A 14373-nucleotide genomic window follows, 5' to 3' on the forward strand; every position below is an offset into this window, starting at 1 on the left:
GTCCAGCACCTTTATGATTGTATTCAATTACATTTATGGAAAAGCATGTAATGGCTGTAAAGATATCGCCTTTGTCACCTAAAAAAATACAAGAGCTCCCACTATTATCTGGTGTGCGGATAGCCACAGCTGAAGCTGGCATTAAATATAAAGGTCGTACAGATCTTCTTTTTATTGTGTTTGATGAGCCAGCTAATGTGGCAGGTGTTTTTACACGTTCAAAGTGTAGGTCTTCTGCTGTAGATCATTGTCGTGAATCGCTTTTGTATGGGGTTGCTAGGGGTCTTGTTGTTAATTCTGGAAATGCAAATGCTTTTACAGGGTACAAAGGTAAGCAGACAACAAATGCAATAGTACGTTCTGCATCGAGTGTTTTAAAGGCGAGAGAAAATGAAATTTTTATAGCTTCTACGGGTGTTATTGGTGAACCAATGGATGAGGCTTGTATTTTAAATCTTTTACCTGATATGGCTTCTAAAGCAAAGGAAGGATGCTGGTTAGAAGCTGCAAAAGCTATTATGACAACCGATACGTTTCCAAAACTTGCAACGCGTCAGTTTGATTTTGGGGAGAGCTTGTTACTATTAATGGAATTGCAAAAGGCGCTGGTATGATTGCGCCAGATATGGCAACAATGCTTTCTTTTGTGGTAAGTGATGCAGAGATTTCTTCAGATATACTCCAGATAATGTTATCAGAGGCTGTTCAGGAAACTTTCAATTCGATTACTGTTGATAGTGATACTTCGACGTCTGATACATTAATGATCTTTGCAACAGGAAAAGCGAAGGGCTATCTCCCTTGTTTGACAAGTGAAACAGATCCTCGTTATTGGACATTTGCAAAGCACTTGCGTGAGCTTTTGCATGAACTTGCATTACAAGTTGTTTGTGATGGTGAAGGAGCCTGTCATTTAATTGAGGTATCTGTTATTGGTGCGACAACAAATAGTGCTGCTAAGACTATTGCTCTATCAATTGCAAACTCACCACTTGTAAAAACAGCTATTGCGGGCGAAGATGCTAATTGGGGGAGAGTCGTTATGGCGATTGGTAAAGCAGGTGTTGAAGCAGACCGTGATCGATTAAAAATTTGGTTTGGTGAACATTGTTTGGCTTTTAATGGTGAACGTGACCCTCATTATAGCGAAGAAGCAGTGAGTGCTTATATGAAAAATCAACATATTACAATTTGTGTTGATATCGGTCTTGGGAGTGGGAAAGCAACAGTTTGGTCTTGTGATTTAACGAAGGAATACGTCGCGGTCAATAGTGATTATAGAAGTTGATTAATAAAACATAAACTTGAATATTTAGTATTTATATAATTCTGAAAAAGACTGGATATTTAGTTGTTTATTCTGGTATAGGGCTTTACAATAGAAAAAATGATAGTCACTTATTACTTTTTGGGCCATTAGTATGCATATAAAAAATTCACTCCTTCTTGTTGTTGCATGCGCTTTATTAGACCCGAATAATCGGGTTTTACTTGCACAACGGCCTCAAGGAAAATCATTCGCTGGTTTATGGGAATTTCCTGGTGGAAAGATTGAAAATGGTGAAACGCCAGAGGTATCATTAATTCGTGAGTTAGCAGAAGAGCTTGGCATTTATGTTCAACCTAATAATTTATTACCCTTAACATTTGCAAGCCATAATTATGAAACTTTTCATCTGTTAATGCCGTTATATATTTGTCGCCGTTATGAGGGGGTTCCAGAAGGACGAGAAGGACAAAATTTAGAATGGGTTTTTATTAGCAGTCTTGATGAATATTCTATGCCTGACGCTGATAAGGCGTTGATTCAAGTTCTAAAAAATCTTCTTCTTTAATATGTTTATAAAGGGAAAATATTGATAAACAATGGGAAATTTCTTTCACTAAATATTTTTCGGTTAAAGAATCTTAGGCAACTGTATTTTAAAAATAAGGTTTTTGAGATAATCAGAAGAGATTTAACTATTTTTTTAGATAAATTGCTTGATTGTTGTTGCACATTTGGTTGTGCATTGTTTTTTGTTGGAATGCGAGATTTATTATGTGTACATTTATTTTTATTGAGACACCTTATTTTAGATAAAATAATTGTTAGAAATAAATTATTTATAGATAAAAAATATTTTTAGATTATATTAAATCTTATAAAAGAATAATAATTTTTATATTTATTATTATAATATTTACATTTTATTTGTGAGTTATTTTTTAATTTTTAAAAATAATAATAGGAATAAATAATGATATTTAGTTTTTTTATTAATTTATTTTTATTTGTTATTTTTTTGTTATGTCTTACTCGTTACAAGAAAATTAAAAAAAATTTTACATTGCATGTTATACTAGGTCTTATCGTTGGTTTAATTTTTGGTAGTATTTTGCAGATTATTTATAAGGAAGGCAATCCTATTCTATTAGAATCTGTTGAATGGTTTAATATTGTTGGTGATGGATATATATCGTTATTAAAAATGATTGTTATGCCACTGGTTTTTATCTCTATCGTTTCGGCAGTAGCACATTTGCATTCTGTTTATGCTTTTGGCAGAATTGGCATAATAACAATTTCAATACTCCTTTTGACAACATCTTTTTCTGCGTTGATTGGTATCTTTATGGTTAATTTTTTTGGACTTACTGCAAGTAGTTTAGTACATGGAGGAGAAGATATATCTACTATTCTTGCAAGTCATACTTCTCAGCTTGAAGATATCAGTATACCGAAGTTGATTTTATCATTTATTCCTCAAAATTTATTCGCTGAGTTAATAGGAACAAAGGCTACGTCAATTATTAGTGTTGTTATTTTTTCAGCTTTTTTAGGAGCTGCGGTTATTCTTTTAAAAAAGGATGAACCAGATAAAGGGGAGAAAGCGCTTTTATTGATTCAAATTATACAGTCTTGGATTATGCGATTAGTGCGTATTATAATTTCTTTAACACCTTACGGTATTTTTGCTCTAATGACTAAGGTGGGAGCAACTTCAAATGTTGCAGATATTTTAAAATTACTGGTTTTTATTGTTGTTTCTTATATTGGTATTAGCCTTATGTTTGGAGTTCATGGCATATTACTTGGTATTTCAGGTATTAATCCATTCCGTTTTTTCAAAAAAGTTTTTCCTGTTTTAACATTCGCTTTTAGTAGTCGTTCAAGTGCTGCTAGTATTCCTTTAAATATCGAAGCACAAACTCAATGGATTGGTGTTCCGCATTCAATTGCAAGTTTTGCGGCTTCTTTTGGTGCAACAATTGGTCAAAATGGTTGTGCAGGCCTTTATCCAGCAATGCTTGCGACTATGATAGCTCCTTCTGTTGGCATTAATCCTCTCGATCCTCTCTGGATAGCCACTCTTGTTTGTGTTGTAACATTAAGTTCTATTGGTGTTGCTGGTGTTGGAGGAGGAGCTATTTTTGCTGCGTTAATTGTTTTGCCCATTATGGGGCTTCCTGTTACTTTGGTAGCTGTACTCATCTCTGTTGAACCTTTAATTGATATGGGGCGTACGGCTCTTAACGTAAATGGTTCAATGTTAGCTGGAACTATGACAAGCCAGATATTGCATACAATGGATAAAAGCATTTTTGAAGAATGATTTTCATATTAAGATTATCGGCTTTTTATATTTATTATTGATATAATCTTTGTTACTTATTGATAATTTTACTTCCTTATAAAACAGCCTCTTTCCATAAAATATAATATCTCATAAACTTAAGCATTATCACAAATATAATTACGCTGTAAATTTGAGTTTTTATAACCTTAGATGTTATCATCTAAAACCTTTTATCAATTTTAGTTCTCCTAGAAATTTCTTTACTATTGAAAATTTCTGCATTTTCATAGATACTAGTTTATAATAGATTAAGCAATTGCCTTTGTGTGATAGTTTTTTACTTCACTAAAATTACTTACTTTCTTTTATATCTTTGAAGTTTTTAGAAGCTCGATACAATAAAGTTTATAATTATCAGTATTATTTTAATTCTTCTAGAAATTCATCTTTTGGATTGCAAGTTTTTATATATAATATATCTTTTTATTTTGTATATGGTAACTTTATATTTAATTCATCAAATTATTCATAATCTGTAAACTAAGAAACATTGCTATTTTTTCTTATTATAATAAATTATAAGGCTATGGTAAAGTTGCTTACTTTGATAGCTATTGTGAGATAGTAGTTTCTATTTTAATAAAAATTAATTGCGATTATAAAATTTTGTTATTAATAAAAGAGTATTATTAAAACGATTTTTACCTAATATATAAACGGATTTTACTCTCAATGCTCACACAGTTTACGTGCATTATAAAATGCCTTTTTATAAGGCTATGATTAAAACTCTAACTTAATATTATTTTCTGAACTAAGAGTATTTCTTTTCCTCAAAAGAGAAACCCTTAACGTTGAGCTTTTGTATCTCACTTCTGACAAATAAAGCTTTATTATTAATCAAATTAAAGCTCTTCGTTATTTTAATCAGCAATTTCAAGTCATAAAGAAAGGTCTATATTAATCACTACTTAATATTGTAAAGTTTGTGATAAAATTAAAATAAGTAAAATGCAAATGATCAATTGCTTCTTTTATTATCTCAATCCAATGCTTCGCCAAACAATTTTTCTCTTAAAATTCTGTTTATGATAAGAAAGATTTTACATCAATAATGTAGCTAAAAAGCTAAGAAAAATCTTCATAATCAGCAAACACAATATTCACTCTCAATATTTTTAAAAAATGCTAATAAAAACATATTAATTAAAATATGTTTCTACATTTTTTAGGGTTTCTTGAACAAGAGACTTTTTAATCAAGCTATTAGCTTGCTCAGCACCTAATTCTTTTGTAAGAAGCCTATTTGCAGCCGAAATTGCTAAATCAATAGCAGATGAAGAAACCATCCGAACTACATTAGCTTCGGCTTGAGCAATTTTTTGTTCCGCTAACCGACTGCGATCCTTTATATATTCCTCTGTTTTTATGCGAGTTTCAGCGATAATAGCTTCAACTTTACATTTAGCATCAGCAATAATCTCTTGTGTTTCTTTTTCTATTTCTAAATGTTTACGCTGATATTCAGCAAGCACTTTCTGTGCCTCTTCACGAAGATGAAGAGCTTCATTAAGTTCATCTTTAATATGTTTTGCACGTGTATCGAGTTTGCGTATTATCACATTGGGAACTTCAAAATAGATTAAAAGAGCTAAAAAAAGAACTAATCCAATAAAAGCCCAAAACGTATCAGTCATTTTTGCAATCCTTAATGACTTACAGCTTTAACAGCTGAACTAATAGATTTTTTACTAATATCAACATCAATTAACTTCTTAATAATTTCGAAAGTAATTTCTTCTGCGATTAAATTAATATTCTGCATTGCTTTATCTTGAATCTTTTTTATTTTATCTTCAGCATCTTCTAGTTTTTTCTCTAAAACTGCTTCAATTTTTTTTCGCTGGAGCTCAGCCTTTAATTTAATTTCATTATTCGCTGCCTGTATCATATTCTTTGCTTCTAAACGAGCCTCTGCTAATTTCTTCTCGTAAATTTCAATTACAATATCTGTTTCCTGTTTTATACGCATTGCCTGATCTAAATCGGATACAATCCGATCTCGACGTGTTTCAATAACACCACCAATACGTGGTACGATTATACGAGAAACGAAGAGATAAAAAAATCCAAAAGAAATAGCCAACCAAAGAAAATGTGAAGCAAAATACAAGGAATCAAAAGGTGGAAAGACACGACTCGCATGCTCTGTAATACTATTAAACTCTGTTTTATCATCATGACACTCTAGCACTTTAGGATCATCATGATCAAATTCTGCCTGATCATTAAAAGGATCCGGCATTTTAGTATCTTCTACATCATCGCTGGAAATCAACATTTCATTTTCCTTCGAAATAATCGCTCTATCTCTATTAAATCATTAAATCAAAGCTTTTGGTAAGTAATAACTTTCTTTTTATTAAGAGCTAAAAAGCTATGTCTGTTCTCAAACAATTTATAAAACAGACATGCTTTTTGAAAGTAATTAGACAGCAAAAAGAAGTAAAAGGGCAATAAGCAATGAAAAAATACCTAAAGCTTCTGTAACAGCAAAACCAAATACTAAACGACCAAATTGACTATCTGCTGCTGATGGATTCCTTAATGCACCAGAAAGATAGCTTCCAAAAATATTTCCAAGACCTAGTGCGGTTCCAGCCATACCAAAGCAAGCAAGACCAGCTCCAATATATTTTGCTGCAAGTACTAATTCCATATCATTCTCCTTTAAAGCGAAATTGCATAATTTGACGGAAATCCGCCGGTTTTATTAATGTTCTGGATGGACCGCATCATTAATATACATACAAGTTAGAACTGTAAAAACATAAGCTTGAAGAAAAGCAACCAAAAATTCAAGAGCCGTAATTGCCACAGTCATGGCAAGTGATAAGATTGCACCGCCAAAACCTATGATTCCAATCCCAATCATTGAAACAATAAAGCCAGAAAATACTTTAAGCGTGATATGGCCTGCAAGCATATTAGCAAATAGGCGAAATGAAAGGCTAATAGGGCGAGATAAAAAAGAAATAACCTCAATCATTGTAACCAAAGGTAGTATGATCACAGGAACGCCACTGGGAACGAAAAGCTTTAGAAAATTGAGTCCATGTTTATAAAAACCATATCCAATTACCGTTAAAATTACTAATATTGCTAATGAAAAAGTAATCACAATTTGGGAAGTAATTGTATAAAAATAAGGAAACAAACCAATAAAATTAGCAACAAGAACAAAAATGAATAACGAAAAAACTAAAGGAAAAAATTGCATTCCCTGTGTACCAGACGATTCTCGCAAAGTTGACGCTACAAACTCATAAAGCATTTCGGAAACAGATTGTATCCGTGTTGGAACTAACCGACGACTTGATGATGAAATGAAAAGAAACACTGAAGAGAGGACAACTGTTAAAACGATAAAAAAAGACACATTTGTAAATGACAAATCCACATTTCCAATGGAAATATTAATCAATCGTGAAACCTCAAATTGATGGATAGGATCTGGAGCGCGCGATGTCACTTTTAAACCTCTTTATTATCTTCTTTATTTTGTTGCAAAGCACTACGTCGTTCTAATTGGCTGGGAGCAATATATTTCATAGATCGAAGAATATTTAATATACCAGCAACGAATCCAAGAAAAAGAAAAAACACTAATCCCCATGGTAATGAACCTACTAATTTGTCAAACCCAAATCCTAAAACAGCTCCTACAATAATATTTGCCAGAAATTCACTCGACAACTTAACGGCATATGCCATTTTTTTTTGTTGCTCTTTTCCTCCACCTTCAGATTTCTCTTTCTTTAACACTTTTTTACCGATTAAAGCTAATTCTAAATTCCGATTACGAAATTCTAAATCCTCTGAATAAAGAGAAGATACTTGTTTGTCTTTATATCTCTCAACATCCTTTTGTGGCATATCGGGTTCATCGCCCTTCGCCATAAGTGGCTCCTTAATCAAAAAAGGTTACAATATACTCCATCAAGCTTTATTTAGCATATTGCTGTCAGATTTATTCGTCAAGTCCTCAAAAGCACTCTACCACAAAGATTTTTATAGATAAATAAAAACGCCTAAAATTTATTTTATTGCGTAAAAATCCAATAAAAAGAATATCATATCTTAAATTTTAACAGATTTGCAAATACTTGTTATTCTATAATAAGTAATTAAATGTCGATTTTTAATTTTATAAAATTTAACAATATGTAAAAGAAAATTACTTCTTTTTTATGCGTTTTGCAAAAGGATTATCAGATGTCCGCAGAGATAGACGAATTGGTACACCTTGCATGTCAAATTTATCTCGCAGTCCATTAGAAAGATAACGCAAATATGATTGAGGCATTTCTTTTGATCGTGAACAAGAAATAACAAATCCAGGAGGACGTGTCTTAACTTGTGTTATGTATTTAATTTTAAGTCGATGTCCAGAAACAGCAGGTGGTGGATAATTAACAAGCATCGTTTCAAGCCAGCGGTTCAGTTTTCCTGTAGAGATACGACGGTTCCATACACGATGTATCATCGTAATGTTTTCCATTAATTTATTAATTCCTTGACCATATTGACCTGATAAAGGGATAGCTCTCAAGCCACGTACCTGAGGAAGAAGGCGAGTACATTTTTCATATAAAGTAGTTAATGTTTCATGATGGTTTTCAATAAGATCCCATTTGTTGAAAGCAATGATGGGAACGCGTCCTTCACGAATCACAAGATCAGCGATTTGTAAATCTTGCTTTTCAAAAGATGCTGTTGCATCAAAAACAATGACAACGACTTCAGCGAAACGGATTGCACGTAAGGAATCCATAACAGAAAGTCTTTCTAACTTTTCTTGAACTTTTGATTTTCGACGCAAGCCTGCAGTATCAAAAAGTTTAATACGACGATTATTCCATTCCCAATCTACAGAAACAGAATCGCGCGTAATACCAGCTTCAGAGCCTGTCAGTAAACGATCTTGCCCTAACATGCTATTGATAAGTGTTGATTTACCTGTATTTGGGCGACCAACAATTGCTATCCGAATGGTTTTTTTTTCATCATAAACAGAATCCTCTTCTGCTATGTCACCAACATTATCTTTAATGGATGAAACCTGTGCAGCAGTATAAACCTTTTCTTTTTCTCTCCTCAGATTAAAAATTTTATCTGTACCAATAGCCGCTACAATAGCATCACGAAGGTCTGAGAGACCTTGACCATGTTCAGCAGATATTAAGCAAGGCTCACCCAATCCCAATGACCATGCTTCATATTCTCCTCCTATCGCTGCTTTTGACTCAGATTTGTTAGCAACGAGTACGATTGGTTTTCCTGATTTACGAATGAGTGAAGAAAAATCTAGATCACTGGGTGTGATCCCACTTTTAGCATCAAGCACAAATAAAATAAGATCTGCTTCAGCAATGGCAATTTTTGTCTGAGAACGCATACGTCCTTCAAGTGTATGGTTATCTGATTTTTCCAATCCTGCTGTATCAATTACATTAAAATGAAGATCTTGAAACTTAGCTGAATGGATACGTCGATCACGGGTTACACCTGGTTGATCATCAACTAGAGCCAGCTTTTGCCCAACCAAACGATTAAATAGTGTCGATTTACCAACATTAGGCCGACCAACTATAGCAATGGTAAGGCTCATCAGTTTATTCCTTATTTACCTTTCCACTCGCTTGAATAAGCTCAAGCATAATTTTTGCTCGATCCGTTATTTTAAATCCTAAAGCATTCTCTTCAACAATTTTTTGGAAATAATAAACTGCATTTTCCATTTTATCCGCTTTATAAGCGGCTAAGCCTAAGACTTCTCTTGCAGACATGCGCATAGGATCAATATCATTAGCCATTTCTTTAACACGCTGCATTACATCATCAAATGTTCCTATATCAACTAAAATATAAGCTGCTCGAATTTTTGCAATTTTCCGCAAAATCTGTGGTGCTTTTTCATCCGCTGCAATCATATCAAACATTTTTACTGATTTAGCAGTATCACCGCGTTCCGTCCACAAAGAGGCTTCACGCAAATCTGCAAGAAAAGGATATCCACCAAAATCAGATTTTTTAACACTTTTAAATTTCTTAATCGCTTCATCGAAATGATGTGCATCAGCTAAATCAAGACCTGTTATAAATGTATCACCAACATTATTGGCTTTATTTATCTGCTGCTGCTGATAAATTTGATAGATAATTATCATCAAAACAAAAATAATAACTGCACCAATAACAAAAGAACCATAACGTTTCCAAAAAGTATAGAATTTTTCTTGACGGAGTTCTTCATTAACTTCATAAATAAAATTATCATGTGTCATATAGTCTACCTTGAAAAAACATTATTCTGCGCTTTTATATAAAATAAATAAAATTTAGTAATCCTAATCAACAAAAAAACTCTATAATTTCAATTGGCAAAATTAGAATGAGTGTCTGTTCTTATCAATTGGATTTTTTTTAAATCATTATACTACTTAAGATTTCTGTAAAATTTATCGTTTCATACTACGGCTTTGGTGTGCTTGACCTTTATAAAAGCATGAAAAACTATTTTCAGTGGCTCTGTTCATTACACTCAACTGATAACTCATTCAAATATAGTGCAGGTTATTTAATTATTATTATTTTTTATAATAGTTCATATAACGATAATGCATGAATCACAGGTACAGCGCAAGTTAATCTTATTATCAATTTTTTACTACTTGTAAAAATTGTATACAGGTATTTTTCTAGAGGATAAATAAATACCTCAATATAGCATGTCGCATGTAGAAAAAAATAATCATTTTCTGAATGTTTAGTTTCATATAATTTTATACAATTTCAATAATATCATTCAATCTCACTTTTTTATCTAAACTTTTTTCTACGACGCGCATCTATTATCTAAAAAGTATTCTATTGTAATGGCCAGACCCACATTAACATGGGAACAGCAACGACTGCTATTAATATAGCTAATGGAATACCAAAACGTGGATAATCACTAAAACGATAACCACCTGGACCCATTACTAACATATTACATTGATGTCCAATAGGTGTGAGAAAATCACATCCAGCTCCTATCGCGACAGCCATTAGAAAAGCTTCAGGTTTATAATGGAGAGAATGAGCAAAGCTTGATGCAATTGGTGCTATTACCATTACTGTTGCCGCATTATTCAAAAATGGTGTCACTAACATTGCTGTAATTAAAATAAGCGCCAATGCTCCAGATGGTGGTAAAAATACGGCCAATTGACTCAGCCAATGACCGATTAAATTTGTGCATCCTGTTTTTTCTAGTGTTTCACTTACTGGAATGAGAGCTGCTAATAATACCAATATTTGACCGTCTAGAGTTTGATATAAATTACGTGCTGGAAGAACGCGAAAAATAACCATTGCGACAGCGGCTGCAAAAAAAGATAACGCAACTGGAATAATCTGAAAAGCGGTCAAAGCAATTGCTATAAATAAAATAGACAAAGCTGCAAGACTATGCCGTAAATTACCAAACATAATATTACGCTTTGCTAATGGCAGGCATTTCAATTCCCGTAACAAATTTGGAATGACTACATCTTGCCCTCGTAAAACAATTACATCTCCAAGGTGGAAGACGATATCATTGAGTCTTCTCCGAACCCTTTCATGCTGACGGCTTAATGCAAGGATATTCACATCATAACGCTCAAAAATTGAAAAATTTTTAGCACTGATGCCGATAAGAGGTGAATCATGTGAGATAACTGCTTCAATAATTTCACTGTCTTTATCGTTTGTAGATACAGCATGGCCAGTAAAAAATTCCAAACGGGAAGAATTAATGACAATATCTAAACCCTTATGTGATCCTTCTAATAGAACAATATCTCCTTCAGAAAAAACAAAATCCGGCAAAGGAGAAATAAACATTTTATTTCTAATAATTTGCAGAACCATAACTTCGCCACTTGATGGTTTAACAAGATCAATAATAGTTTTACCAATAATCGGAGAACAAGCTGGAATATGTACTTCTGAAATATAGTTACGAATATCAATAGCATCATCAAATGATACACTCGGATGTGCACGGATAGGTAAACGCCAGGAAAAAAACACTAAATATAATACTCCAGAAATAGCAACTGCTATGCCAACTGGCATGAAATCAAACATAGTAAAAGGAGCTCCTGTCAAACGTTCTTGCATAGCTGAAACAACAATATTAGGAGAGGTGCCTATTTGTGTCATAAGACCACCCAATAAAGAACCAAATGCCATTGGCATTAAAAATACTGATGGTGTAACCTGAGAACGGCGAGCAAACTGAAAAGCTATTGGTAGCATAATAGCCAAAGCACCAATGTTTTTAACAAATGTTGATAAAAGCATGACAGAGAGAACTAAAAAAGCTAGCTGAAGCCTTATTGATTTCACATCAGGCCATATATGTTGAATAATTAATTCCATTACACCAGAGCGTGATACAGCTGCACTAACTGCAAATACGCTACCGACAATAATGACAATATCATTACTAAAACCGCTAAATGCTTCCTTTGGACTGACAAGGCCTACTGTGCAGGCAATTAATAACGTACAAACAGCAACAATATCATAACGAAATCGGTCCCAAATGAAAACAATCATCATGAGACAAATGATAGAAAAAGCCATTATTTGATCTTCTGTCATGAGATTCATCTTTCCCTGTTAATTAGCATTATTACAAATGCACATATCGTTTTTAACTGTTCCTATCACTAGAAACAAGATCAAACCAAACATGACTGTAATTAATTAAATGGGTGATAAAAATGCTCAAAAGATAATATTTAGCATATATTTTCTTGTTAATTATTATAGTTTTGCAAAAATTAAATTAAAGAAAATTGGTGATAGTTAATAAAAATTTATTGAAAAAAGTAAAATAATAACTCTACATGCAAAAGTGATAAAAATAGACAGTTGTGTAATAGATATTATAGCATATATGAATTGTAGGAGAATTTATCTACATTTAATTATGAATGATAAAACTGAAAGAAAAAAGAATGGCTAATGTTAGTAGTCAATGTCAAAGTGATCAAAAGAATTGGTTTAAGTATATCATTGGGTTTATCTTTATTTTGGCTATCATATTTGTTGGGGGATTTTATATAATAAAACCCTATCTAGATAGCTTTATAAAAAAAGAAATGGTTCGTCATTCTATCTATGCTGAGACATCGGAGCTTAGTATTGTAGGAAAAGTTAATTTAAAAAATATTATTTTACCAACTCCTACAGGTATATCACTGAAAATTGGGGCTATTTCAGCTCGTCCTCCTATTGCTTTCATTCCAGGAAGTTTCACACTTTATAATATCGATTTAAAATACGATAATATTCATTTAAAAATACCAAAAATGTTTATTAGTAGTGTATCTTTAAAGGAAAAAGATATAACAATTAAATCTCCTATTTTTCAACAACTTATGCGCCTTAATATTGCATCAATTTCTGTACCAGATCTATTTTTTTTCATAAACGGTGGTAATAAATCAACTGAAAAAATAAGCATAAAGAACTTTCAGATTTCAGATTTTAAAAATGGTCACATCCGTTCTATTGGTATAGACAATATAATAACGAACATTAATCTTGTATCAACGATTGCAAATGATACTCAAAAAATACATTTAATCGTTAAAAGTGATGCAATTAAAGCCTATAATATCAATGTTGATTATGCTCACTCTATTATTTTTGGTACAAGTAAAACGAAGAAAAGCACGACTGTTGTTGGGTCAATTATGTTGGATAATATGGTGGTCGATCGCTTTCGAGAAAACAATAAAAATACTTCTTTTTCTCTTGGCAAGTTTAAAGCATCTTGTTTGAAAATGAAACCAATGACTCATTCCCCTGAGCAACTTATCAAAGCCTACCTTAATGCAAAAAAGACAAATAATCATGAAGATATAAAAGCAGTATGGAACGCAGCTCTCTTAAATAGTTTTTCAGCAATAACCTCTATTAATGTTATCATGGATAAAGCAACAGTTGATATGCCACAGCTTAAAATAAAACTTGATTCATTTAAATTAAAACCAAGTCAATGGCAGCAATCCATACCTCAAAAACTTTTGCTTTCTCTCAATGGCCTTTCGATTTTATCTAAAAAAATGGAAAAAAATGATTTAGATTTTCTTAAAAAAATGAATATTGAAGATTTTAATCTTTCAGGAAGGATTGATGTTGCATATAATGAAGAAAAGCGTACACTTTTGCTAAATGCGATGTCTTTTAATATAAAAGATATCGGTTCTGGAAATATATCAGCAAAAATAATGAATATTGATAAAGCATTTTTTTCAGGTCAAAAAGATGCGATGATTTTTTCTACTCAAGATTTTAGCATACCTGAAATTGATCTGTATTATAAAGATGCTGGATTCATTGATAAGTTTTTCTCTTATCTTGCACAAAATTTCAGCGATAATTATGACCATAATCTTAAAGAAGAGCTTTATGATTATTTTTATTTAATTGTAACCAAAAGTTTGAAAATGTTATTAAAAAATCACGATGAAGCTGAAAATATTTCGAAATCTTTTGGGGATTTTGCTAAAAATCCAAAAACATTAATAATTAAAATGAGGGCGAAAGACAATAAAGGTATTACAACTGGGGATCTTAAAAATATTTTGCAAAATGATTTATCAAATATTTTAAATAAAATGAGTTTAACCGTCAAAAATAAAGTGTCTTTTTGAAAAACGTAACTAGTTTCAAATCTTTGAGTTCTAAATTAAAAAGCTATCGTTTT

Annotated in this window: 11 protein-coding genes and 1 pseudogene; 4 read left to right on the forward strand and 8 right to left on the reverse strand. The window is 32.2% G+C overall.

Translation table 11 applies throughout. From position 1 onward, the window contains the following. The first annotated feature begins 50 nt into the window (after positions 1–50). The 3 genes and pseudogenes from argJ to BAR153v2_RS00900 all read left to right on the forward strand — a co-directional run bounded on the left by argJ (position 51) and on the right by BAR153v2_RS00900 (position 3596). Positions 51–1288, forward strand: a pseudogene (argJ, locus tag BAR153v2_RS00885) (bifunctional glutamate N-acetyltransferase/amino-acid acetyltransferase ArgJ). Between the two features lie 133 nt (positions 1289–1421). After that, positions 1422–1835: an 8-oxo-dGTP diphosphatase MutT gene (gene mutT / locus BAR153v2_RS00890; protein WP_078679909.1), complete on the forward strand. Its 414-nt coding sequence runs from the start codon at positions 1422–1424 to the stop codon at positions 1833–1835. A 405-nt stretch (positions 1836–2240) separates the two neighbouring features. Then, positions 2241–3596 carry an L-cystine transporter gene (locus BAR153v2_RS00900; protein WP_078679911.1) on the forward strand — a complete coding sequence of 452 codons (1356 nt, stop codon included), beginning with the start codon at positions 2241–2243 and terminating at the stop codon, positions 3594–3596. A 1166-nt stretch (positions 3597–4762) separates the two neighbouring features. Here the strand turns inward: BAR153v2_RS00900 and BAR153v2_RS00905 are convergent. The 8 genes from BAR153v2_RS00905 to BAR153v2_RS00940 form a co-directional block, all read right to left on the reverse strand. After that, the gene (locus tag BAR153v2_RS00905) at positions 4763–5257 is read right to left on the reverse strand and encodes a F0F1 ATP synthase subunit B (protein WP_078679912.1); all 495 of its coding nucleotides are present in this window, start codon (positions 5255–5257) and stop codon (positions 4763–4765) included. Between the two features lie 11 nt (positions 5258–5268). Further along, positions 5269–5901 carry a F0F1 ATP synthase subunit B gene (locus tag BAR153v2_RS00910; protein ID WP_078679913.1) on the reverse strand — a complete coding sequence of 211 codons (633 nt, stop codon included), beginning with the start codon at positions 5899–5901 and terminating at the stop codon, positions 5269–5271. 147 nt (positions 5902–6048) lie between these two features. Next, positions 6049–6279, reverse strand: a complete 231-nt coding sequence (locus BAR153v2_RS00915; protein ID WP_006589457.1) for a F0F1 ATP synthase subunit C — start codon at positions 6277–6279, stop codon at positions 6049–6051. Between the two features lie 54 nt (positions 6280–6333). Then, positions 6334–7092 carry a F0F1 ATP synthase subunit A gene (locus tag BAR153v2_RS00920; RefSeq protein WP_078679914.1) on the reverse strand — a complete coding sequence of 253 codons (759 nt, stop codon included), beginning with the start codon at positions 7090–7092 and terminating at the stop codon, positions 6334–6336. 2 nt (positions 7093–7094) lie between these two features. Beyond that, positions 7095–7520: an AtpZ/AtpI family protein gene (locus BAR153v2_RS00925; RefSeq protein WP_078679915.1), complete on the reverse strand. Its 426-nt coding sequence runs from the start codon at positions 7518–7520 to the stop codon at positions 7095–7097. 277 nt (positions 7521–7797) lie between these two features. Beyond that, positions 7798–9231, reverse strand: coding sequence for a ribosome biogenesis GTPase Der (gene der / locus BAR153v2_RS00930; RefSeq protein WP_078679916.1), 1434 nt, complete (start codon positions 9229–9231; stop codon positions 7798–7800). Positions 9232–9235: 4 nt separating this feature from the next. Beyond that, positions 9236–9907 (reverse strand): tetratricopeptide repeat protein, encoded by a 672-nt coding sequence (locus BAR153v2_RS00935; protein ID WP_078679917.1) that lies wholly within the window; start codon positions 9905–9907, stop codon positions 9236–9238. Positions 9908–10490: 583 nt separating this feature from the next. Beyond that, entirely contained in the window at positions 10491–12257 is a 1767-nt protein-coding gene (locus BAR153v2_RS00940) for an SLC13 family permease (RefSeq protein WP_078679918.1), read from the reverse strand. 359 nt (positions 12258–12616) lie between these two features. On the opposite strand from BAR153v2_RS00940, the gene BAR153v2_RS00945 reads away from it, so the two are divergent. Continuing rightward, positions 12617–14320, forward strand: a complete 1704-nt coding sequence (locus tag BAR153v2_RS00945) for a hypothetical protein (protein ID WP_078679919.1) — start codon at positions 12617–12619, stop codon at positions 14318–14320. Positions 14321–14373 lie beyond the last annotated feature (53 nt).

Source organism: Bartonella sp. AR 15-3, from assembly GCF_002022445.1.
In the GTDB taxonomy this organism is placed as follows: domain Bacteria; phylum Pseudomonadota; class Alphaproteobacteria; order Rhizobiales; family Rhizobiaceae; genus Bartonella.